18 protein-coding genes are annotated in these 21995 nt (G+C 63.7%); 12 read left to right on the top strand and 6 right to left on the bottom strand.

What is annotated here, in order from left to right:
- Window positions 1-155 precede the first annotated feature (155 nt).
- A complete protein-coding gene (locus J2S32_RS03460) occupies window positions 156-365 on the top strand; it encodes a hypothetical protein (protein ID WP_253516288.1) in 210 nt (69 codons plus the stop codon).
- Window positions 366-511: 146 nt separating this feature from the next.
- Here J2S32_RS03460 and J2S32_RS03455 read toward each other — a convergent pair whose 3' ends face one another.
- Both J2S32_RS03455 and J2S32_RS03450 read right to left on the bottom strand, forming a co-directional pair.
- A complete protein-coding gene (locus J2S32_RS03455; protein WP_253516276.1) occupies window positions 512-772 on the bottom strand; it encodes a hypothetical protein in 261 nt (86 codons plus the stop codon).
- A gap of 201 nt (window positions 773-973) precedes the next feature.
- Window positions 974-1651, bottom strand: coding sequence for a hypothetical protein (locus J2S32_RS03450; RefSeq protein WP_253516273.1), 678 nt, complete (start codon window positions 1649-1651; stop codon window positions 974-976).
- Window positions 1652-1964: 313 nt separating this feature from the next.
- On the opposite strand from J2S32_RS03450, the gene J2S32_RS03445 reads away from it, so the two are divergent.
- Entirely contained in the window at window positions 1965-3764 is a 1800-nt protein-coding gene (locus J2S32_RS03445; RefSeq protein WP_253516269.1) for an SLC13 family permease, read from the top strand.
- Window positions 3765-3887: 123 nt separating this feature from the next.
- Window positions 3888-5219 carry an amidohydrolase gene (locus J2S32_RS03440; RefSeq protein WP_253516240.1) on the top strand — a complete coding sequence of 444 codons (1332 nt, stop codon included), beginning with the start codon at window positions 3888-3890 and terminating at the stop codon, window positions 5217-5219.
- A gap of 83 nt (window positions 5220-5302) precedes the next feature.
- Here the strand turns inward: J2S32_RS03440 and J2S32_RS03435 are convergent, their stop codons facing one another.
- Both J2S32_RS03435 and J2S32_RS03430 read right to left on the bottom strand, forming a co-directional pair.
- A complete protein-coding gene (locus tag J2S32_RS03435; protein WP_253522912.1) occupies window positions 5303-5485 on the bottom strand; it encodes a hypothetical protein in 183 nt (60 codons plus the stop codon).
- A gap of 20 nt (window positions 5486-5505) precedes the next feature.
- The gene (locus tag J2S32_RS03430; protein WP_367398965.1) at window positions 5506-7104 is read right to left on the bottom strand and encodes an isocitrate lyase; all 1599 of its coding nucleotides are present in this window, start codon (window positions 7102-7104) and stop codon (window positions 5506-5508) included.
- A 150-nt stretch (window positions 7105-7254) separates the two neighbouring features.
- Between J2S32_RS03430 and J2S32_RS03425 the strand changes: the two genes are divergently transcribed.
- The 7 genes from J2S32_RS03425 to J2S32_RS03395 all read left to right on the top strand — a co-directional run bounded on the left by J2S32_RS03425 (window position 7255) and on the right by J2S32_RS03395 (window position 16801).
- Window positions 7255-8637, top strand: coding sequence for a helix-turn-helix domain-containing protein (locus tag J2S32_RS03425; RefSeq protein ID WP_253516222.1), 1383 nt, complete (start codon window positions 7255-7257; stop codon window positions 8635-8637).
- Window positions 8638-8717: 80 nt separating this feature from the next.
- Entirely contained in the window at window positions 8718-9011 is a 294-nt protein-coding gene (locus J2S32_RS03420) for a hypothetical protein (protein WP_253516202.1), read from the top strand.
- 137 nt (window positions 9012-9148) lie between these two features.
- A complete protein-coding gene (locus J2S32_RS03415; protein ID WP_253516199.1) occupies window positions 9149-10534 on the top strand; it encodes a TIGR03013 family XrtA/PEP-CTERM system glycosyltransferase in 1386 nt (461 codons plus the stop codon).
- Window positions 10534-12642 carry an XrtA/PEP-CTERM system histidine kinase PrsK gene (prsK, locus tag J2S32_RS03410; protein ID WP_253516195.1) on the top strand — a complete coding sequence of 703 codons (2109 nt, stop codon included), beginning with the start codon at window positions 10534-10536 and terminating at the stop codon, window positions 12640-12642. Before J2S32_RS03415 ends, prsK begins: the two co-directional genes overlap by 1 nt.
- A complete protein-coding gene (gene prsR / locus J2S32_RS03405; protein ID WP_253516191.1) occupies window positions 12642-14009 on the top strand; it encodes a PEP-CTERM-box response regulator transcription factor in 1368 nt (455 codons plus the stop codon). The genes prsK and prsR overlap by 1 nt, the downstream gene beginning before the upstream one ends.
- Window positions 13993-15759, top strand: a complete 1767-nt coding sequence (locus J2S32_RS03400; protein ID WP_253516188.1) for a tetratricopeptide repeat protein — start codon at window positions 13993-13995, stop codon at window positions 15757-15759. Before prsR ends, J2S32_RS03400 begins: the two co-directional genes overlap by 17 nt.
- Before the next feature lie 40 nt (window positions 15760-15799).
- Window positions 15800-16801, top strand: a complete 1002-nt coding sequence (locus J2S32_RS03395; protein ID WP_253516185.1) for a bile acid:sodium symporter family protein — start codon at window positions 15800-15802, stop codon at window positions 16799-16801.
- Here J2S32_RS03395 and J2S32_RS03390 read toward each other — a convergent pair.
- Window positions 16734-17801, bottom strand: a complete 1068-nt coding sequence (locus J2S32_RS03390) for a DUF475 domain-containing protein (RefSeq protein WP_253516182.1) — start codon at window positions 17799-17801, stop codon at window positions 16734-16736. The genes J2S32_RS03395 and J2S32_RS03390 overlap by 68 nt on opposite strands.
- A gap of 19 nt (window positions 17802-17820) precedes the next feature.
- Window positions 17821-18693 carry a 3-methyl-2-oxobutanoate hydroxymethyltransferase gene (gene panB / locus J2S32_RS03385; RefSeq protein WP_253516179.1) on the bottom strand — a complete coding sequence of 291 codons (873 nt, stop codon included), beginning with the start codon at window positions 18691-18693 and terminating at the stop codon, window positions 17821-17823.
- Window positions 18694-18821: 128 nt separating this feature from the next.
- On the opposite strand from panB, the gene J2S32_RS03380 reads away from it, so the two are divergent.
- Both J2S32_RS03380 and J2S32_RS03375 read left to right on the top strand, forming a co-directional pair.
- The gene (locus J2S32_RS03380; protein WP_253516176.1) at window positions 18822-20252 is read left to right on the top strand and encodes a sodium-dependent transporter; all 1431 of its coding nucleotides are present in this window, start codon (window positions 18822-18824) and stop codon (window positions 20250-20252) included.
- A 104-nt stretch (window positions 20253-20356) separates the two neighbouring features.
- Window positions 20357-21940 carry an amino acid permease gene (locus J2S32_RS03375; protein ID WP_253516173.1) on the top strand — a complete coding sequence of 528 codons (1584 nt, stop codon included), beginning with the start codon at window positions 20357-20359 and terminating at the stop codon, window positions 21938-21940.
- Window positions 21941-21995: the final 55 nt, after the last annotated feature.

Raw genomic sequence — 21995 nt, 5'->3', positions numbered from 1 at the left:
TGATTTTGTGAAGGTTGGACAATCCACTGGGGTCGCAGGTCGGGCAAGCCAAGGTCAGGCTGCCTGCTAGCAGATTCGCGTGAGCCCCGACCAAAAGCGGAATGGCCGCTAACGACCCGATTGCGGACATTCTCGCGCCTGCGTAACGTGCTGCTATGCCACTCGTAGAAGCCTTTGATCACGAAGATGCTTTGAAACCGCTATTTACGGCGGAGTTCGAATCTTTACCCCGCATCGGAGAATATCTCTCAATCGACACGCCGCCAGGCTATTTCAAATACTACAATGTCGTCGAAGTCTGGCATCGCCAGGATACAGAGGGCGGAGGTTTTAGAGCCTGCATTCGCGTTGAAGAGTCCGACTGACTTTCGTCAGCTTTCCACCCCTGTATCGGTCTATCCCCCTGACCGGCCCGATGCCCGGAAGCCGACCGGCAGCTACCGGATACTTCTCGCCAGAAACGGACGGGCAGCTAACGACCCGATTGCTGACGTTTCAGGGCTAGCAAACCTCAGTCTCGCGCGCCTTCTCCTGCGTCGGACCCAAGGAAGATCGCATTCAGCCAGTCGATGAGTTTCAGCATCCAGTGCCAAGCTAGCCAAAACAAGAAGCCGAAGCCTACCATGCCTAAACCAAGCAATGCATCTTCGCTGCTGTAACCCCATCCGAACTGCCAAACGCTATCAGCAGCAGCAGCGATCGTAAACAGGAGCGCGAGCCCTATCCAGATGGGGATAAAGATGCGGCCGAACCGACGATTGAAGCGCGTCATCCGGCCCGCCCTTGATACGTATGACATACCTTCAGACTAATAGTCCTGGTTTCCGCTTTCCACCCAAATTCGGTCATTTCGCCTGACCGGCCCGATGCGCGAAAACAGACCGGCAGCTACCGGATGCTTCTCGCCAAAATCTGACCGTCGGCAAACGACCCGATTGCCGACGTGTTTGTTAAGGCAGCTTGAGGCGTGCAGCTAGAAGGGCACGGGATAATGGAATTTGATGGTCAATCGGTGGGGAGAGGCGAAGGTGATCTCGGCATCGCTCGTACTGTCGATTTTGATCCAAACGCGTTGAGCGCTGATCCCGACATAGGTTGGCGTTTTCTGGCTAAGCCATTCGCGTAACCCCTCAACCTCAGAGCAGACTTCAAGAAACGGCGGGTCCTCGGCCACGCAACGATAGTCAATCTCCTCGTCACCTTTCAAAAAGGCACGATAGCGAGCGAGCCCCCAGCCGGCTCGATCAATTTCCTCGGACTGGTGATCGGATATACCGACATAGCCCTCGTCAGGACAAGCTCCCGAAGAATCTACCGGAGCAATCTGGCGTTGGCTACGAATCCCTCTTGCCCTGTCAACCCACCAGACTTTCGTATCGCTAGCCTCCCCGGTCGGTGTCAGCCTGATGCGCCATTGCGTGCGCAGGCATGGCAGCCCTTGGCGTATCGCCTGTTCGTTGAGGAGGAGGACGGGATTGCGGCGGAGAATGTGGGGAGGCCGAAGGGCTTGGCTCGCGATCGGTTGGGAAGAGCGCTCTTCGAGTATCAACTCTCCCAGCTCTTCGGCCGAAACCGACGAAGGCTCGGGAATTGAAACGAGCATGGCAGAGAGAATGGCGGAAGAAACGACCAAATTCATGTTCACTTTCATGAACTTGGTAACAAGGTTCTGTCAATGACGATGGTTGTTTACCAGTCTGGGTCCGCTTTCCACCCTGATTTCAGTCAAAGACCAACATTGGGATCTGCAGGAAAGCCGACATTTCAATCCGGGCGGGGCAATCCATCAAATAGCAAACGCAATGGTTGGACATCGCCATGCGGGATGGGGCGGGTTTCCGTTGGGTGCTTGGGTAGGTTGGGTGTCAGCAAAGCGCTGCTGCGATAGAATTCAGGCACTTCGGCCAGGGGTACCAAACTAAATCCTTGCGTATCGAAGGATAAACTGGGATTTCGGCGGTCGGATGATCGGGGTTCCTTCCTACCATGCAATCGCCGCGATGGGCATTACCATCGCGATGTTCATTGCCTTCGCGCGCGGGCGCATGTCGGTCGAGATCATCTCGCTGATGACGATCGCGGTGATTGCGGTCGGGCTGTATTTCTTCCCGCTGCCGGACACCCAGCCGACCGACGGGTTGAGCCTCGCCTTCTCCGGTTTCGGCCATTACGCGCTGATCACGATCTGCGCGCTGATGATTATGGGACGGGGGCTGGTGGTTACCGGCGCGCTCGATCCGGCGGCGCGATTTCTCGAGCGATTGTTCAAGATCAACCTCCAGCTCGGGCTGCTGTTCTCGCTGGTGATCACCTTCCTGCTGTCGATGGGAGTCAACAATACGCCGGTGCTGGTGCTGCTGATGCCGATCTTCGTGCATCTCGCCATGCGCGGTGCGATGGCTGCCTCGAAAACGCTGATCCCGCTCAACGCCGCGTCGCTGATGGGGGGCATGGCGACGACCATCGGCACCTCGACCAATATTCTCGTGGTTTCGATCGCGGTGGATCTGGGCATGCCCGAAATGGGCGTGTTCCACTTCACGCCGATCGTGCTGGTCGCATCGCTGGTCGCGCTGCCCTTCGTATGGATCGTCATGCCACGCCTGCTCGGCGACAACCGCATCGAGGCGGTCCACGCCCAGCGGCTGTTCGAGACGCGGCTGCGCGTTACGGAAAACTCGATCCTCAACGGGCGCGAATTGTCCGATCTGGGATCGCGCCTGCCGTCGGGGATCGAGTTCCACGAAGTGCCCGTGGGCCTGCTGCGTCCGCAGCACCGCCTGCGCATGACCGGCACACATGAAGCGATCGAGGAAGCCATGGCGACCTTGCGCGGCGATGCGGCGCCGAGCTGGGTGATCGACCGTATCCGCCGCCGCTCGGGCGAGACCGGGACCGACATCGCGGTCGGCGAGATGATCGTGACGGCGGATTCGCGCCTGATCGGGCGGACGCTGCCCAGTTCGGGCATTGCCGATCTCTATGGCGTCGCGGTGATCGGGACGCATCGCCCCGAACGGCTCGTGGGCGAGAAGGAACAGTTTTCCGAAGGCGGCGATCTGCGCTTCGCCGAGGGCGATGTGCTGCTGGTGATGGGCCTGCCCGACGACATGCAGCATTTCGCCCGCGCCGACAGCCTGTTGCAGCTCGAAGGCATGCGCGAACTGCCGCGCCGGTCGAAGGCCACGCTGTCGGCGGTGATCATGGGCGGCTCGATCGCGCTCGCTTCGGTCGGGCTGATCCCGATCGCGATTGCTTCGCTCGCGGGCGCCATCCTGATGTTCGTGACCGGCTGCGTGAAGTTCGACCGGGTCGGGCGCGGGCTCTCGGGCAGCGTCATCGTGCTGGTCGCAGCCAGCATCGCGCTTGGCCGGATCATCCTCGACAGCGGCGCGGCCGACTGGATCGGGACGGTCATGGCAGTGGGGCTGGACTATCTCTCGCCCGCTGCGGCGCTGGCGGCGATCATGCTGGCGATGACCTTCCTCACCAATTTTGCGTCCAATGCGACTGCAGCCACCGTCGGCACGCCGATTGCTTTCGCCATCGCCAGCAAGCTGGACCTGCCGCCCGAACCGCTGGTGCTTGCCGTGCTGTTCGGCTGCAACCTGTGTTACGCGACCCCCATCGCCTATCAGACCAATATGCTGATCATGGCCGAGGGTTCGTACGAGTTCAAAGATTACGTCCGAACCGGGGTCCCGCTGGTGCTGATCATGGTCACCATGCTCTCGCTCGCGCTGGTGGTAACCTACGGGCTGTAGGCTTTCCTACGGCAGCCGGGTCTGCAAGACAGGCGTTCCGGAAAACCACCGCGCTACAGCGGCGGCGAAGTTTGCCCATGGACCCTGTTCCATGTGGTCCATCGTGTAGGGAGACCAGAACCCATGTCCAAAACCGTTCCAACAAGCCTTGCCGCGCTCGCAATGGTACTGGCCGCGCCCGCGCAGGCCAATGATCTGCGCAGCGATCTCGCCGAGGACATGCCCGGCCTGATGGAGCTTTACCGCGATCTCCATGCGAACCCCGAACTGAGTTTCGAAGAGCATGAGACCGCGGCCAAGCTGGCCAAGCGGATGCGCGATCTCGGCTTCGAAGTAACGGAAGGGGTTGGCCGGACGGGGGTCGTTTCGGTGATGGCCAATGGCGAAGGGCCGACCGTCCTGCTGCGCGCCGACATGGACGGGCTACCGGTGGTCGAACAGACGGGCCTGCCTTTCGCATCGACCGTAACCGCCACCCCCGCCAGCGGAGTCACCACCGGGGTCATGCATGCCTGCGGGCACGATACGCATATGGCGGGCTTCATCGGTGCGGCGCAGCTGCTGGTCGACCACAAGGACAAGTGGCAGGGCACGCTGGTCATGATCCTGCAGCCGGCTGAAGAAATCGGCCTGGGCGCGCTCGCGATGATCGAGGACGGGCTCTATACCCGCTTTCCCAAGCCCGATTATGCGCTGGCGTTCCACGATGCCGCAGCGCCCGCGCCGGCAGGCACCATCGGCTATACGCCGGGCTATGCCCTGGCCAATGTCGACAGCGTCGACATCACGGTCAAGGGTGTCGGCGGGCATGGCGCCTACCCGCACACCACGCGTGATCCCATCGTGCTGGCCAGCGCGATCGTGATGAAGCTGCAGACCGTGGTCAGCCGCAATTCCTCACCGCTCGATCCGGCGGTGATCACGGTGGGCAGCTTCCATGCGGGCGCCAAGCACAATATCATCAGCGATGAAGCCAGGCTGCAGCTCACCGTGCGCAGCTATTCGGACGAAAGCCGCCAGCTACTGCTCGACGGAATCCGCCGGGTCGCGCGCGGCGAAGCGATCACTGCGGGCTTGCCTGACGATTTGATGCCGACTGTGACGGTCGAGGATCCCTATACCCCGTCCACCTTCAACGATCCCGACTTCAGCGAGAGCATCGCAGCCGGGTTCAAGCAGCGCTTCGGCGAGAGCCGGGTGATGGAATGGTCCGCGGTGATGGGGGGCGAGGATTTCAGCCAGTTCCGCCGCGCTGCGCCCGAGGATATCAAGTCGATGATCTTCTGGATCAGCGGCACCCCGCAGCCGATGCTCGACGCGCTGAAGCACGATGGCACGTCGCTGCCTTCGCTTCATTCGCCCTTCTGGGCTCCCGATGCGGAAAAGGTCATCGCGACCGGGGCCGAGGCGCTGGCCAGTAGTGCGATCGACCTGATGCCGCGCACCGGCAGCTAGGACAGCAGGCAAAAATGTGGCCGCCGGAGCGTTGGGGACACTCCGACGGCCTATTCTCCTCCCCAGGAGAACTTGGTGTAAGGTCAGCCGTCCGCGGGGACGTAGGTGCCGAGGCGGTGATGCAGCGCGTTGATCTTCGCCAGCTCCTCGCGATCCTCGGTGGCCCGCGCATAATGCGTCAGCGCGGTGCGCAGCAGGCGGAAATCGGCGGTCGAGAACAGCGCCCGGGCGCGGCCCGGTTCGGTCTTCGGAGTGTCGTCTGTCATGGTCGTCATCCTTCCTCTCCTTAGGCGGCAGCGAACTGGTTCATGGTATTGTCCTTGCCGCCGGCCTTCAGGGCCGCTTCGCCGGCAAAGTAATCCTTGTGGTCGTCGCCCATGTCCGAGCCAGCCATGTTCTGGTGCTTCACGCAAGCGATACCCTGCCGGATTTCCTCGCGCTGCACGTTCTTGACGTAGCCGAGCATCGCCTGTTCGCCGAAATATTCCTTGGCGAGATTGTCGGTGCTTAGCGCCGCCGTGTGATAGGTCGGCAGCGTGATCAGGTGATGGAAGATACCGGCACGCTTCGCGGCATCGGCCTGGAAGGTGCGGATCTTCTCGTCGGCTTCGGCGGCGAGTTCGGTGCCGTCGTAATCGATGCTCATCAACCTGTCGCGATCGAAGGCCGACACGTCCTTGCCGGCTTCGGCCCAGGCGTCATAGACCTGCTGGCGGAAGTTGAGCGTCCAGTTGAAGCTGGGCGAGTTGTTATAGACCAGCTTGGCATTGGGGATCACTTCGCGAACCCGGTCGACCATGCCCGCTATCTGCTCGACATGCGGCTTCTCGGTTTCGATCCACAGCAGGTCGGCGCCTGCTTCCAGCGCGGTGATGCAGTCGAGCACGCAGCGGTCTTCACCGGTTCCGGGACGGAACTGGTAAAGATTGCTGGGCAGGCGCTTGGGCGCCAGCAGCTTGCCGTCGCGGCTGATGAAGACCTGGCCGTTCTTGATGTCGGCGGCATCCACTTCGTCGCAATCGAGGAAGCTGTTGTACTGGTCGCCGAGGTCGCCGGGTTCCTTCGAATAGGCGATCGATTTGGTCAGGCCGGCACCGAGGCTGTCGGTACGCGCCACGATGATGCCTTCGGGAACACCGAGTTCGAGAAAGGCATAGCGGATCGCGCGGATCTTCTGGTGGAATTCCTCATGCGGCACGGTGACCTTGCCGTCCTGGTGGCCGCACTGCTTTTCGTCCGACACCTGGTTCTCGATCTGCAGCGCGCAGGCACCGGCTTCGATCATCTTCTTGGCGAGCAGGTAGGTCGCCTCGGCATTGCCGAAACCGGCATCGATATCGGCGATGATCGGAACGACATGCGTTTCGTGCTCGTCGATTTCCTTGATCAAACGCTGCGTATTGACCGCGTCATTGGCTTCCTTCGCCGCATCCAGTTCGCGGAACAGGCCGCCCAGTTCGCGGGCATCGGCCTGGTTGAGGAAGGTGTAGAGTTCCTCGATCAGATTGGGGACGCTGGTCTTTTCGTGCATCGACTGGTCGGGCAGCGGACCGAATTCGCTGCGCAGCGCGGCGACCATCCAGCCCGACAGGTAGAGGTAACGGCGCTTGGTATTGCCGAAGTGCTTCTTGATCGAGATCATCTTCTGCTGCGCGATGAACCCGTGCCACGTGCCGAGCGACTGGGTGTAGTTCGCCGGGTCGCGGTCATAGGCTTCCATGTCCTCGCGCATGATCTTCGCGGTGTAGCGGGCAATGTCGAGCCCCGTGCGGAAGCGGTTCTGGACGACCATGCGCGCGGCACTTTCGGCATCGATGGCACCCCAGGGCGCACCGTTGGCGGCGATGGTTTCGTTCAGTTCACTGATCCGGTCCGAATAGGTCACGGGGGACACTCCTTGTCGTATTGGGGGGCGTAATCGTTGACCCTGTTCTGTCGCACCCGGGTGCGGGATGACAGGAAAATTTACAAACAAACTTGTCTAGATTGCCGACTTGAGGCTATCTCGCGTGTAAAGTAGTAAAGAAGGTTACATATGACCGAAGAGGCGCTCTTCGCCGGACCCGCCATCCGCCGCTTGCGCAAGCGGGAGGGGCTGACACAGGCTGCCACTGCCGCACGGCTCGACATTTCCCCGAGCTACCTCAATTTGATCGAGCGCAATCAGCGACCGGTCAGCGCGCGGGTAATGATGCAGCTGGTCGAGCAGTTCGACTTCGATCCGCGATCGCTTCGCGAAGACGAGGCGATCGGCGGGATCGACGGATTGGCGCGGCGCTTCGCCGACGAACGCTTTGCCGACCTGGGGATCGACCGCGAGGAGCTACAGGAATTCCTCGCGCTGGCCCCGCAAGCCGCTGCAGCCTTTGCCCGGCTGTACGACCGGGCGGGCACGGCGGGTGGCACCACCGATGACCCGCTCTCCGCCTCGCGGCGTGAAATCGAGCGGTGGCGCAACCATTTCGCCGATCTCGACATGGCCGCGGAAGAACTGGCAGACGACATGCGCCTTTCGCGCGGCGATATCGGCCTCGCTCTGACCGAACGGTTGCGCGAGCGGCACCAGCTGTCGGTGCGGATCCTGCCCCGCGATGTGCTGCCCGACAGCCTGCGCCGACTCGACCTCCATGCACGGCAGGTCCAGCTTTCCGAGATGCTCAGCATTCCCTCGCGCAACTTCCAGCTCGCGCTTCAGCTCGCGCAGCTTGAATTCGCCGGGGCAATCGACGCGGTCGCGAAGGGGGCGCGCTTCGATGACGAGGTGGCGCGGGCGTTGTTCGCCCGGCATCTCAACGGCTATGTCGCCGCGGCGCTCCTCATGCCCTACGGTCGGTTCCTGCGCGCCTGCGAGGCCACCGGCTACGACCTCCCCGTGCTCGAGCGCCGGTTCGGGGTCAGTTTCGAGCAACTCGCGCACCGGCTCACCACGCTGCAGCGCGTCGGCCAGCGCGGCCTGCCGTTCTTCATGGTCCGGCTCGACCGCGCAGGGCAGTTCTCCAAGACCTTTACCGGGGCCAGCACCGCGCTGTTCGTCGAATCCGATGCCAGTTGCCCGCTGTGGCACGCCCATCGCGCCTTCGATCGCGCAGGCGATTTGCAGGTGCAGTTCGTTGCGCTCGACAATTCGGGCGACCGCGACGGCGGGTGGCTGACCATGGCGCGCACGGTCGAGGGCAGCGGCGCCCCCGGGGAAGCGCAGTTCGCCGTGGCGGTGGGGATCGAAGCAGTTCTTGCCGCCGATCTCGCGCAAGCACGGGGCATTTCTCTGCGGCCCGACGATGCCCAGCCGATCGGTCCCGGGTGTGCCCGGTGTCACCGGGTCGGGTGTAGCCAGCGATCGCTGCCCCCGGCGGGCCGCAAACTTGCCTTCGATACGGCGCGCCGCGGCGTTACGCCGTTCGAATTCGCCGCCGATTGAGCGTCATTCGCTCATTTGCGGGGAACCGCGGACGGATTTGCCGCGTTTTCAGCTCATTAGAGTCGCAGGGGCACACGATTATGACAGAAGAACGGATTACCGAAACCACCGATGCCGCAGGCAACACCCATACGACGCATACGGTCGTCGCGGACGGGGAAGGCCGCCGGGGCGGTACCAATTGGGTGCTGATCCTCCTGGTGCTCGGCGTCGCCATCGTCGGCTTCCTCTTCATCAACCAGATGAGCAGCGCCGAAGTGTCCAAGGACAGTGCCATTGCGGGCGCTGCCAATGAAGTCGGTCAGGCCGCCAACCAGGTGGGCGAAGCCGCTCAGAATACGGGCGAGGCGGTGGAAGAAGCCGTCACGAACTAAGTTATAGTAGCGATAACGGAAGGGCGGGGAGCTTGAGGGTTCCTCGCCCTTTTTCGTGCAAGTGTAAAATTTACCGACGGTTCATCCCTGTCTGCTAGTCAAGGTTTCCGACACCAGCAATTCGCGAGCCGGACTGAATGATCCGCCTGTTCAAGCACTACATCTCCTACAATGTCGTGCTGCTTTCCCTGATCGATCTCATGCTGCTTTCGCTCGCGGGCGAGGCGGCGTGGCGGCTGCGCGTTGCGCAGATCGGGATCAGTGCTGGCCAGTTCTCGGATCGCGTGCTCGAAATCGGCGGCTTTGCCGGGGTGATCTGGCTGGCGATGATCGCGGTCGGGACCTATGGCCCCGAGGCATTGCGATCGATGCGCTTCGCTACCGCGCGGCTGCTGGTCGCAGTCAGCCTCGGCGTGTTGGCGATCTCGCTGATGAACTTCTTCTTGCCCGGATCGGCGCTGTGGCGCTCGGTCCTGCTCTACGCGATGGGCATTGCGATTGCCTTCCTCATAGCAAACCGGATTCTCGGCAGCAGAATGCTGGGCGTGGAGGCATTCCGCCGCACCATCCTCGTGCTCGGCGCCGGCCCGCGGGCGGAGCGGCTTGAACGGCTTTCGCGCCGCCCCGACAGCGGCTTTGCCGTCGGCGCCTTTGTCGCAATGGGGGAATCGGAACCGACCATCGATACCGCCGTCCCGCGCGAATCGATTTCGGACCTCGGCCGGTTCGTCGAGCGGGTAGGGGCGACTGAAGTGGTCCTGGCGCTGCAGGAACGGCGCAATTCGCTGCCGCTCAAGGACCTGCTGAGGGTCAAGACCAAGGGCGTCATGGTCAGCGATTTCTCAAGCTTCCTGGAGCGCGAATTGGGCCGTGTCGACCTGGATACACTTAATCCCAGCTGGCTGATCTTTTCTGATGGGTTTTCATCCGGGCGGCGATTGTCGAGCATCGGTAAACGCCTGTTCGACATCCTCGTCAGCCTGGTGATCCTGATCGTCGGTCTGCCGCTGGTGGCGATCTTCGCCATATTGGTGAAGCTGGAAAGCAAGGGGCCCGCCTTCTTCCGCCAGACCCGGGTCGGGCTCTATGGCCAGGAGTTCACGCTGGTCAAACTGCGCTCGATGCGCACCGATGCCGAGGCGGATGGGGCGAGATGGGCGGATAAGGACGACCCGCGCATCACCCGGGTGGGCCGCCTGATCCGCACCGTGCGCATCGACGAATTGCCGCAGGTGTGGAGCGTGCTGAAGGGGGAGATGAGTTTCGTCGGCCCACGGCCCGAAGTGCCCGCTTTCGTGGTCGATCTCGAGAAGGAACTGCCTTTCTATGCCGAGCGCCACATGGTCAAACCCGGCATCACCGGTTGGGCGCAGATCAATTATCCCTATGGCGCCAGCGTCGAGGATTCGCGCCAGAAGCTCGAATACGACCTGTATTATGCCAAGAACTACACACCCTTCCTCGACATCATCATCCTGCTGCAGACCGCGCGGGTGATCATCTGGCCTGAAGGAGCGCGCTGATGGGCTGGATCGCAAGCTTTTCCTATATCGCCTATTCGATCGGCGCGGTCATCTGCGCGCTGGCGGCGATCTGGATCGGGCGCAAAGGCGATACGCTGCGCGCAGACCGTACGCCCGCAGTCGTCGCGCTGGCGCTGACTGCGAACTGGTGCTTCGCCGCGGCCAGTTTCGAGCCGGGTCGGCCGATCGTCGAACTAACCGAGATTGCGCGCAATCTCGCGTGGCTGTTCATGCTCTTTCGCCTGTTCGCCAATGACGGGCGCGACGAGACGCTGCGACTGGTCCGTCCGGCGGTCTTCGCACTGGGCTTTGTCGAGGTACTGCAATTCGTCCTGCTGCTGATCGCGCGGCGCTATGCGGTGACGCCCGAACTGACCGCGCTGACTTTCGAAACCGCAGCGCTGTTCCGCGTGATGGTTTCGGTGGGCGCGCTGGTGCTCTTGCATAATCTCTATGCCGGCGCCGCGGCATCCTCGCGCCAGATCCTGCGCTGGAACGCGGCTGCGCTGGCCGGGATGTGGGCCTTCGATCTCAATTACTTTACGATCGGCTACATCACCGGCGCGTTGCCGGGTGAACTCGCCGCGCTACGCGGGGTGGCTGCGGCCTTGGTGGCCGTGCCGTTCGCGCTGGGCTTCAACAGCCGGTCGCCCGATCTCGAATTCCGTCCGTCGCGAGCGGTGACCTTCCGCTTTCTCTCGCTGCTGGTGATCGGGGGCTATCTCGGCCTGATGCTGGGGCTCGCCCGCTGGCTCGACATGCTCACGGGCGATCTCGCGCGGATGACGCAGGTCGGCCTGATCATCACTGCCAGTGCATTGGCGCTGATCTGGCTCCCGTCTGATCGCCTACGCGGCTGGCTGCGGGTCACGGCGATCAAGCACCTGTTCAAGCACCGCTACGAATATCGCAACGAGTGGATTCGCTTCACCGATACGATCGGCACCACCGGCTTCGACAACATCAGCCTGCAGGAACGTACGGTGAAAGCGCTGGCGGATATCACCGACAGTCCTTCGGGCATCCTGCTCGTGCCCGACGAAGACGGCTCGTTCGAGCTGGCGGCAAACTGGCGTTGGTCGAATGCCGAGATTCCGGCTCGCGCCGCACCCGCCTCGCTCGGCGTCATTCTCGAAAGCAGCGAGTTGATCATTGCGTTCGACGAAGTGCGCGACGGGGTGGACCATCGCGGAGAGCAGGCTGCGGTGCCCGACTGGATGCGCAACGACCCGCGCGCCTGGGCGGCGGTACCGCTGCTCCACTTTGACCGCCTGGTCGGCCTCGTCATCCTGTCGCGCCCGCTGATCGAGCGCCGGCTCGACTGGGAAGATTTCGATCTGCTGTCGGTCGTCGGTCGCCAGCTGGCCAGCTACCTCGCGGAACAGGCCGGACAGGCTGCGCTGCTCGAGGCGGGACGTTTCGACGAATTCAATCGCCGCATGGCCTTCGTGATGCACGACATCAAGAACCTGTCGAGCCAGATGTCGCTGCTGCTGCGCAATGCGGAAAAGCATGCCGACAAACCCGAGTTTCGCAAGGACATGCTGGTGACGCTGCGCAGCAGTGCGGACAAGCTCAACACGCTGCTCGCGCGCCTCGGACGCTATGGCCCGCCGGGAACCGAGAAAGCACGCCAGTTCGATCTTGCCGAAACGGCGCGGCAGGCCGTCGAACGGCTGGGCAAGGTCCATCCGGTGGCGGTGCTCCGCACCGAGCCGGTCGCGGTCGAGGGCAATCCCGACGCGCTCGATCAGGCGCTGGTGCATCTCATCCAGAACGCGATCGATGCGAGCGATGCCAACAGTTCGGTCATGCTCGAGGTCTATAGCGATGGCGTTTCGGGCAAGGCGACGGTGATCGACAATGGGCGCGGCATGTCACCGCAATTCCTGCGCAACGGCCTGTTCAAGCCGTTCGTCTCCTCGAAGCCCGGAGGCTTCGGCATCGGTGCGTTCGAGGCACGTGAATTGATCCGCTCGATGGGGGGGCGATTGGATGTCGAATCGCGCGAAGGGTTGGGGACGCGGTTTACCATCAGCCTGCCGCTTAAATCGGCGACAACCATTATTGGACGAAGCCAATCGGCAGAGGGGAATGAGGTCGCGTAATGGGGGAAACCAAACCCAAACTGCTCATCGTCGAGGATGACGAGGGCCTGCAGGCCCAGCTCAAATGGGCCTATGACGACTTCGATGTCGTGATTGCCGGGACCCGCGCCGAAGCGCTGACTGCCCTGCGTTCGGAGGAGCCTGCGGTGGTCACGCTCGACCTCGGCCTGCCGCCCGATCCCGACGGGACCAGCGAAGGCTTTGCCGTGCTCGAAGCGATCATGGCGATGAAGCCCGACACGAAGGTTATCGTCGCCTCGGGCCATGGTGCCCGAGCGAGTGCGCTGCGCGCGGTGGAGCAGGGCGCTTACGATTTCTACCAGAAGCCGCTCGACATCGACACGCTGGGGCTGATCGTCCAGCGCGCATACCGACTGCATCAGATCGAGAATGAGAACCGCCGTCTCGCGGAAAAGGTCGGCGAAGACCGGACGGTGCTCGGCTCGATGGTCACCGCGGCTCCGGAAATGGCCAAGGTTGCGCGGACGATCGAACGGGTAGCACCGACCAATGTGTCGGTCATGCTGCTCGGGGCAAGCGGGACGGGCAAGGAATTGCTGGCCCGCGGCGTCCACGATTCGAGCAACCGCCGCGACGGTGCCTTCATCGCGATCAATTGTGCGGCGATCCCGGAAAACCTGCTCGAGAGCGAATTGTTCGGGCATGAACGCGGCGCATTCACCGGCGCGGTCAAGATGACCGAGGGCAAGATCGAACTGGCCGACGGGGGCACGCTGTTCCTCGACGAGGTCGGCGACATCCCGTTGCCCTTGCAGGTGAAGCTGCTGCGGTTCCTGCAGGAGCGCACGATCGAGCGTATCGGCGGACGCAAGCAGATCCCGGTCGACACGCGCATCGTCTGCGCGACGCATCAGGATCTCGAATCGATGATCGGTGCGGGCACGTTCCGCGAAGACCTGTTCTACCGGCTTGCCGAAATCGTCGTGAAAGTGCCGACGCTGGCCGAACGCCCGGGCGATGCAGTGCTGCTTGCCAAGCATTTTGTCACGCGCTTCGCCAAGGAGATGAACCCGCAGGTCAAGGGCTTTGCGCCCGATGCGCTGGCGGCGATCGATGGCTGGAGCTGGCCGGGCAATGTGCGCGAGCTCGAAAACCGGATCAAACGCGCGGTTATCATGGCTGATGGCAAGCTGGTGTCTGCCGAAGACCTGGACCTGACGCAGGATGCCGCGGATGGCGGCGATATCGCCCTCAACCTCAAGGCGGCGCGCGAACAGGCGGACCGGCGGATGATCCGGCAGGCGCTCGCCCGCAGCGAAGGCAATATCTCGAACACCGCCAAGCTTCTCGGGATCAGCCGGCCGACCTTGTACGATCTGCTCAAGCAATATGACCTTCAGGCGTGATCCCGGACTGATCGTAGCACTCGCATTTGCCCTGGCGACGCTGGGGGGATGCGAGCAGGCAGGGTCGGACCGGCCGTTGTTGGAGGAGGCGCGGCTCCAGCTGGAGCGGGGCGATGCCCTCGCGGCGCAGGTCCAGCTCGAACAGGCGCTCGCGACAGGCACTCCGCGCGAGGAGCTCGCAGCCCTGTTCGGCGAAAGCGCGCTTTTGACGGGTGATCTGGGGGTTGCGCGTGAGTGGCTCGGCCCGGGCGAGTTTTCGGAGGGCAGCGCCGCGGCAGGCTTCCAATTGCTGGGGCGTCTCGAAATGGCGGAAGGCAATCTACCCGCAGCGGGGGCCGCCTTCGACCGATCCTATCGGGTCGAACCGGACAATGCCGGGTTGTGGGTCGACATCGGTCGCCTCCGGTATCGTGGAGGCGAGCAATTCGAAGCCATCGCCGCCGCCGAACGCGCATTGTCGATTGATCCGAATGACGCCGAAGCGCTGCGTTTTCGCGGGCAGCTCGCGCGCGATGCGCAGGGGCTTGAAGCGGGGGCCGAATTGCTGGGCAGGGCCCTCGAACGCCAGCCGCAGAATATCGAATTGAGGGTCGAATACGCCGCCACGCTTGGCGATGCCGGCCGTGCGCGCGACGCGTTGCGGGTCCTGCGTGCCGAGGGTGGGCGTGCAGCCTCCACTCCGCGCGGCATGTTCGTCCAGGCGGTGATAGCTGCGCGGGGGGGAAACTTTCGGGCGGCTCGCGACTTGCTCGCGCGATCGGGGCTGGCGAGCGACAATGTCGCCTCTGCCCTTCTGCTGTCTGGGCTTATCGCGCTCAACGATGGGAATTACGCGAGCGCGGCGCTTACGTTCGATCGCCTGCACCGGCGCCAGCCCGACAATCGCCATGTCGGGGATTTGCTCGCCTATGCTCTGTCCCGCAGCGGCGGTGAACGCGAGTTGGTGCATCGCTTTGCTGCGCCCGCGTCGAGTGGCTCGGGGTCGACCTACCTGCGCATGCTGGTAGGCCGGGCCTACGAGGCGCTTGGCGAGCGGGAACGTGCCGCAAAATTCCTCGATCTGGCGGCATTTGGTCCGTCCGAGCTTGCGGTCCTGCCCGGCCTCACGCCGCGCGCATCGCTTGCCGTCTCCCCTGACATGGGCGGGTTGGAGATACGCGATTACGTTCGCCATGCGATTGCCAGCGAAGACGCCGTGGCCGCCGTCGGCAGGGCCCGCAGTTTCGCGCAGCGCTTTCCCGGTTCGGGCGATGCGCAGGCCATTCTCGGCGATGCCGAATTTGCTCGCGGCGACAAAGATGCTGCGCGCGCGGCCTATGCACGATCGGCGCTGGTGCGGCGGTCATGGCCGCTGACTTTGCGGCTCGCAGCGGCGCAGGAGGGCGCCGCCGAGACCCGCCGTCTGCTCGAAAGCTATGTGCGCGACAATCCCATGAATGCAGAGGCCGCAGCGCTTCTCGCCGATGCTTTCGCGGCCGGAGGTGATTGGGAGCGCGCTGCGCACTTGCTCGATCATGCCATGGCACTCGGAATGGCGCGCGTTCCCTGGGTTCTCGCTGCGCGCAGCATCGCTGCTGGGGAGCTTGATGATAGCGACGCGGCGCTCGATTACGCGCTCGCGGCGCATGAACTGCAGCCGATGAACCCGCTGGCGATTGCCGCCTTGATCGATGCGCTGCCCGAAAGCGAGGAGGCGGCAAGAAGCGAGCTTGAAACGAAACTGCGTTCCGTGTCCGCCAGCACGCGCTGAGAAACTCGACAAGCTTGTACGGTAGAGGCAAGGGCGGCGCATGACGCTCCGAACCGTTTTTGCCGATCCCATGGTGCGGATGCTGGTCGCCGCTATCGTGCTTGCCGCCATCCTGCCCGCCACCGGTAGTGCGCGAGGGGTGGCGCAGGCGGTGGCCAATGCGGCGATTTTCATCCTGTTCCTGCTCAACGGCATGCGCATCGCGCGCCGCGATATCGCTGCGGGCATTGCCAATTGGCGTTTCCTCCTGCCGCTGGTCCTGTGGGTGTTCGGCGCGATGGCGCTGATCGGTGCCGCGCTGGCCGCGTTGGGGCAGGTCTGGCTCGCCCCCTCGGTTGCGCTCGGGTTCCTGTATCTGGGTACGCTGCCTTCGACTGTGCAATCGGCGACATCCTACACCTCGCTGGCGCGGGGCAATGTGGCGCTATCGGTGGTCGGTGCCGCGCTGCTCAACATTCTCGGCGTCTTCATAACGGTGCCGATCTTCCTCGCGCTCGGCGGTAGCGGGAGCGGGGCAGTGGGCATGGATGTGATCGGCAAGATCATGCTGCTGTTGATCCTGCCGTTTGCGATCGGCCAGGCGCTGCAGGGGTTTACGGGCGCCTTCGTCGCGGCGCACAAGCCCAAGATCGCCTGGGTCGATCGGATCGCCATTGCAGCGGCGATCTATGTCGCGTTCTCGGGCGCGGTCGAGCAGGGCATCTGGACACGGGTCGACGGGGTGGACTGGCTGGTGATCGCCGCGCTGGTGGCCGCGTTCCTGGCCGTTGGCAATCTGGGCGCGTGGCTGGCGGGCGGTGCGCTGCAGCTCAATCGCACCGATCGCATCGCCTTCCTTTTCGCCGGCGCGCAAAAGAGCGCGGCGGTCGGCGCGCCCTTGGCCACCATCCTGTTTCCGCCCGAAGAGGCCGGCTTCATCGTTATCGCGCTATTGCTCTACCACTTCTTCCAACTGGTGGTCGCCGCGCCGATCGCTAGTCGGCTGGCGCAGCATCCTCCTGCGGATGACGCCGGTTGTAGCGCACCGACCACCACAGGCTGAGCCCGATCAGGATGGCCCCGATCAACCCGGTAATGGTCTCCGGAATATGCACCTTGGCCGATACGAGCATGATCCCGCCGAGCACGATGATCGCCCAGAAGGCCCCGTGTTCGAGGAAGCGATAGGCCGCCAGCGTGCCCTTGCGGACGAGGTGGATCGTCATCGAACGGACGAACATCGCACCGATCGACAGGCCCAGCGCAATCACGATCATGTTGTTGGATAGCGCGAAGGCCCCGATCACCCCGTCGAAGCTGAAGCTGGCATCGAGCACGTTGAGATAGAGAAAGCCGCCCAAGCCGCTGCGCACGACCGCGCCCTGCAGCTTGGCGGCCTCTTCCTTCAGCTCGAGGATCGCATTGATGCCTTCGACCGCGATGAAGGTGACGAGGCCGAGGATGCCGGCAACGAGGAAGGTCAGCGCCTCGTCCGGCGCGAGCGTGGTCGAGATGCCCCACAGCACCAGCAGGAGGAGCGCAATCTCGGCTGCCGGGAGCGCGGCGAACTTGGCAAGCTTGCGCTCGATCACCGCGATCCAGTGGACCTCCTTGTCGAGATCGAAAAAGAACTTGAGCCCGACCATCGCGAGGAAGGCGCCGCCGAAACCGGCGATGCCGACATGGGCGGAGGATACAATCCGCTCATATTCGCGCGGATCGTTGAGCGAGAGATTGACCGTCTCGACCGGGCCGAGCCCCGCCGCGATGGCGACGATCGCCAGCGGGAAGACGATGCGCATGCCGAACACGGCGAAGGCGATACCCCAGGTCAGGAAGCGGCGCTGCCAGACCTCGTCCATTTCCTTGAGGACCGAGGCGTTGACCACCGCATTGTCGAAGCTGAGCGATATTTCCAGCACCGACAGGACCGCGACGATCCACAACAGCGACAGCGTACCGGTAACCGAAGCGGTGCTGACCCAGCCATACCAGACGGCGAGGCCGAGGCAGAAAAGCGTGAAAACGAACGAAAATCCGTAGAAGCGCCAAAGCGTTGCCATGTGTAGAAAGGTCCTGCGTTCAGCGCTTGGGCTGGTAGGTCTGGTCTTCGGTGGGGAAGCTGCGCGCGCGCACTTCCTCGGCATATTGCACCACGGTCTGTTCGATGACCCCGGCGATATCGGCATATTTCTTCACGAAGCGCGGGACGCGTTCGAACATGCCGAGCATGTCCTCGGTCACCAGCACCTGCCCGTCGCATTGCGCCGAGGCGCCGATCCCGATGGTCGGGCACGCCACCGCCTGCGTCGCTTCGATCGCGATCGGCTCGAGCACGCCTTCGAGCACGATGGCGAAGGCCCCGGCTTCGTCCAGTGCCTTGGCATCGCCCACGATCTTCTCGGCCTCGGCATCGCTGCGTCCGCGCGCGGCATAGCCGCCCAGCACGTTGACCGCCTGCGGGGTCAGCCCGACATGGCCCATTACGGGGATGCCGCGCTGGTTGAGGAAGGACACGGTCTCGGCCATCTGTTCGCCGCCCTCGAGCTTCACCGCGGCGGCGCCCGATTGCTTGAGCAGGAAGGTCGCGCTCTCGAACGCCTGTTGGGGCGATTGTTCGTAGGAGCCGAAGGGCATATCGACCACGACCACCGAGTGGTAGCTGCCGCGCACGACGGCGGCGGCATGGTTGGCCATCATGTCGAGCGTGACGGGGATCGTCGTGGGCAGGCCATAGATCACCTGCGCCAGCGAGTCCCCGACCAGCAGAATGTCGCAATGCGCGTCGAGCAATTGCGCCTGCCGCGCAGTATAGGCAGTCAGCATCACCAGCGGTTCGCGCGTCTCGCCCGCGGTCTTGTGCGCGCGGATCTTGGGCACAGTCAGCCGTTTCATCGGCTGCGGCGTGGGGTTGGCCCGGCTGGTGCTCGTATCGAGCTGGAAAGTCGTCGACATGCGGCACCCACTAGCAAGCGCGTGGAAGATGGCAAAGCGAAGCTTGGCATCGCCGGGTATTGCGTGTCTAAGACGCGCTTGTGACGCGCGAGCAGGGATCGCCGCGGTTGGAGAGGAACAGTCTGAACATGGTCGCTACCACGACTTCGACGGGCGAGGGCTGGTCCTCGCGCAAGGCGTTTATTCTCGCAGCGGTCGGGGCCGCAGTGGGGCTTGGCAATATCTGGCGTTTCCCGACGCTGGCGGGCGAAAGCGGGGGCGGGGCCTTCGTTATCGTCTATATCGCCTGCGTCTTCCTGCTCGGCCTCCCGCTGGTGCTGTCGGAAATCTTCATCGGCCGCGTGGGACAGACCGATGCGGTCGGTTCGATCCGCCGCGTGGCAACGCAATCGCAGGCTGCGCCGGGCTGGTCGATTTTCGGTGCGATCGGGGCGCTGGCGGCTTTCCTCATCGTGGCGTTCTATTCGGTCGTGGCCGGCTGGGTCCTCTATTACGCCGGCGTAATGGGCGCCGATTTGGGGCAGGCGATCATGGCCGGCGATCCGTTCCGCGGTGCGCTGGCGGGCGAAAGCCGCGAGCAGATCCAGCAGCGGCTGGGCGACATGTTCGCCAGCCCGGGCCTGCTGCTCGGCATGCATTTGCTCTTCATGGGGCTGACGCTCTTTATCGTCGCGCGCGGTGTCAGTTCGGGGATCGAGAAGGCCGCGACCTATCTCATGCCGGTGTTCTTCGTGCTGCTGTTCGGCCTCGTCGTCTATGGCGCGATCGAGGGTGATATCGGCGATGCAGTGGCGTTCCTGTTCACTCCCGACTGGTCGAAACTCACCCCGCAGGTGATCAACTCGGCACTGGGCCAGGCGCTGTTTTCGCTCTCGCTCGGCGTGGCCGGGCTGATCACTTACGGCTCCTATATCAAGGAAGGCAGCGCACTGGGCCCGACGGCCGCGATTATTGCGGTGGCGGATACCTGCGTCGCCCTGCTCGCAGGCCTGATGATCTTCCCGATCGTCTTCGCGGTCGGGCTCGATCCGGCGGCGGGTCCGACGCTGGTGTTCCAGACACTGCCCTTCGCCTTCCAGACCATGCCGGGCGGCGCGCTTATCGGCTTCCTGTTCTTCGTGCTGATCCTGGTCGCGGCGGTCACCAGCTCGATCTCGCTGCTCGAAGTGCCGACCGCCTATGGCATCGGCGAGCGCGGCTGGAGCCGGCATAAATCGGCGCTGATCTTCGGCACGGGTTCGTTCCTGATCGGGATCGCCTGCCTGCTGGGCTACAATGTCTGGTCCGATGTCCGCCCGCTGGGCTTCTGGAGCCTGTTCGCGGAAACCGATATCCTCGACACGGTCGACGGCTTCACCGGCAAGGTCATGCTGCCCGTGGGTGCGCTGCTGACGTCGATCTTCATCGGCTGGAAGGCCGACGAGACGCTGCTGCGTACCACCACCGGGCTGTCGCCCTGGGCCTTCGGGCTGTGGCGCTTCCTGATCGCCTGGCTGTGCCCGATCGCGGTTGCGGTGATCCTGGTAACCGGGCTGTTTCCCTCGGTCCTCGGCAACTAATGCGGAATCCTGCTTCCCGTTAGCCGCGATGGCGCGTATCTGGCGCGCTTCCGGCTGGCGGAGCGGGGCAGTCCTGCGGCGGGCCTGGGGAGGCCACAGGCCGCATGATTTTCGACAGGGTGAAGCCGCTGGATGCAATCCTCGCGGCTGCTGAGAAGAAGTCGCTCAAGCGTTCGCTGGGCGGCATACAACTGATGCTGTTCGGCATCGGCTGCATCATCGGGACAGGAATTTTCGTGCTGACGGCCGCGGGCGCGCAGAAGGCGGGGCCGGGGCTGATGCTCGCCTTCGCGATTGCGGGGGCGGTCTGTGTCGTGGCCGCGCTGTGCTATGCCGAAATCGCCGCAACCATACCGGTGTCGGGGTCGGCCTATACCTATACCTATGCGACGATGGGCGAACTCCTCGCCTGGACGGTGGGCTGGGCGCTGGTGCTGGAATACGCCATCGCGGCCAGCGCGGTCTCGGTCGGCTGGTCGGGGTATTTCGTGGGCAGTATCCTCGACGAGACGCTGGGCGTGGCCTTGCCAAGCTGGCTATCGGCTGGGCCGCTCGCGCTGGGCGGCGTGGAGGGCGGGCTGATCAACCTGCCTGCAATGGTCATCGCGCTGCTGATCACCGGGCTGCTCATCATCGGAACCAGCGAAAGCGCCAAATTCAATGCGGTGCTGGTGACGATCAAGGTGACCGCGCTGATCGCGTTCATCGCGCTGACGCTGACCAGCCCCGCCTTCGAGGCCGAGCGGTTCAACCCGTTCCTGCCCGCTGGCGTGTTCGGCGGCTTTGGTTCGGGACTGGGCGCGGTCGGTGCGGCAGCGACGATCTTCTTCGCCTATGTCGGGTTCGACGCGGTCTCGACCGCGGCGGAGGAAACCAAGGACCCGCAGCGCAACGTGCCGCTCGGCCTGGTCGGCTCGCTGTTGTTCTGCACGCTGTTCTACATCCTCGTCGCTGCGGGGGCGATCGGGACCATCGGCGGCCAGCCGATCATGGGACCGGACGGGATCCCGTTTCCCGCGGGGTCGGAGGAGCTCGCACGTCAGTGTGCCCTGTCGGTTCACGCCGATGCGCTGGTCTGTTCGAACGAGGCGCTGGCGCATGTGCTGCGCCAGATCGGTTGGTCGGGCGTGGGCAACGTGCTCGGCGTGGCCGCCTTTCTCGCGCTGCCCTCGGTGATCCTGGTGCTGCTGTTTGCGCAGACGCGCATTTTCTTCGTGATGAGCCGCGACGGGCTGCTGCCCGATTTCCTCAGCCGCGTGCACCCACGCTGGCAGACGCCGCATGTGGTGACCGCGCTGACGGGGATCGTGGTGGCGGTAGGGGCGGCGTTTTTCCCAGTGGGCCAGCTGGCCGATATCGCCAATGCGGGAACGCTCTACGCCTTCGCCATGGTCGCGGTGGCGGTGATGGTGCTGCGCCGGCAGCGCCCCGACGTGCATCGCCATTTCCGCGTGAAGGGGCTGTGGTTTGTCGGCCCCGCAACGATCTTGGGCTGCCTGTTCCTGTTCCTCAACCTGCCGAGCGAAGCGATGATCGTCCTGCCGGCGTGGAGCGCGATCGGCTTCCTCGTCTACTTCCTCTACAGCCGCAGGCGCAGCCATCTTGGGCAGGGGATCGTCGAAGTGGTCGATGCCGTTGCGGGTGAGGAAACGGCTATCCCGATCCATCCGCCCCGCGCGCACGACTGATTGGTTGCTGGCAAAAAAGAGGGCCGCGCTCCGGATGGAACGCGGCCCTTGTCGT

It is taken from the genome of Qipengyuania citrea, from assembly GCF_024171405.1.
In the GTDB taxonomy this organism is placed as follows: Bacteria; Pseudomonadota; Alphaproteobacteria; order Sphingomonadales; family Sphingomonadaceae; genus Qipengyuania; species Qipengyuania profunda.
This window is presented reverse-complemented; position numbering and strand designations above follow the sequence as displayed.

Bases quoted from the DNA above. Each gene is read 5' to 3' on its own strand.
- J2S32_RS03395 (WP_253516185.1), top strand. From the start codon at position 15,800: ATGACGCTCCGAACCGTTTTTGCCGATCCCATGGTGCGGATGCTGGTC.
- prsR (WP_253516191.1), top strand. From the start codon at position 12,642: ATGGGGGAAACCAAACCCAAACTGCTCATCGTCGAGGATGACGAGGGC.
- J2S32_RS03460 (WP_253516288.1), top strand. From the start codon at position 156: ATGCCACTCGTAGAAGCCTTTGATCACGAAGATGCTTTGAAACCGCTA.
- J2S32_RS03420 (WP_253516202.1), top strand. From the start codon at position 8,718: ATGACAGAAGAACGGATTACCGAAACCACCGATGCCGCAGGCAACACC.
- panB (WP_253516179.1), bottom strand. From the start codon at position 18,693: ATGTCGACGACTTTCCAGCTCGATACGAGCACCAGCCGGGCCAACCCC.
- J2S32_RS03450 (WP_253516273.1), bottom strand. From the start codon at position 1,651: ATGAAAGTGAACATGAATTTGGTCGTTTCTTCCGCCATTCTCTCTGCC.
- J2S32_RS03445 (WP_253516269.1), top strand. From the start codon at position 1,965: ATGATCGGGGTTCCTTCCTACCATGCAATCGCCGCGATGGGCATTACC.
- J2S32_RS03380 (WP_253516176.1), top strand. From the start codon at position 18,822: ATGGTCGCTACCACGACTTCGACGGGCGAGGGCTGGTCCTCGCGCAAG.
- J2S32_RS03440 (WP_253516240.1), top strand. From the start codon at position 3,888: ATGTCCAAAACCGTTCCAACAAGCCTTGCCGCGCTCGCAATGGTACTG.
- prsK (WP_253516195.1), top strand. From the start codon at position 10,534: ATGGGCTGGATCGCAAGCTTTTCCTATATCGCCTATTCGATCGGCGCG.
- J2S32_RS03425 (WP_253516222.1), top strand. From the start codon at position 7,255: ATGACCGAAGAGGCGCTCTTCGCCGGACCCGCCATCCGCCGCTTGCGC.
- J2S32_RS03375 (WP_253516173.1), top strand. From the start codon at position 20,357: ATGATTTTCGACAGGGTGAAGCCGCTGGATGCAATCCTCGCGGCTGCT.
- J2S32_RS03390 (WP_253516182.1), bottom strand. From the start codon at position 17,801: ATGGCAACGCTTTGGCGCTTCTACGGATTTTCGTTCGTTTTCACGCTT.
- J2S32_RS03400 (WP_253516188.1), top strand. From the start codon at position 13,993: ATGACCTTCAGGCGTGATCCCGGACTGATCGTAGCACTCGCATTTGCC.
- J2S32_RS03455 (WP_253516276.1), bottom strand. From the start codon at position 772: ATGACGCGCTTCAATCGTCGGTTCGGCCGCATCTTTATCCCCATCTGG.
- J2S32_RS03415 (WP_253516199.1), top strand. From the start codon at position 9,149: ATGATCCGCCTGTTCAAGCACTACATCTCCTACAATGTCGTGCTGCTT.
- J2S32_RS03435 (WP_253522912.1), bottom strand. From the start codon at position 5,485: ATGACAGACGACACTCCGAAGACCGAACCGGGCCGCGCCCGGGCGCTG.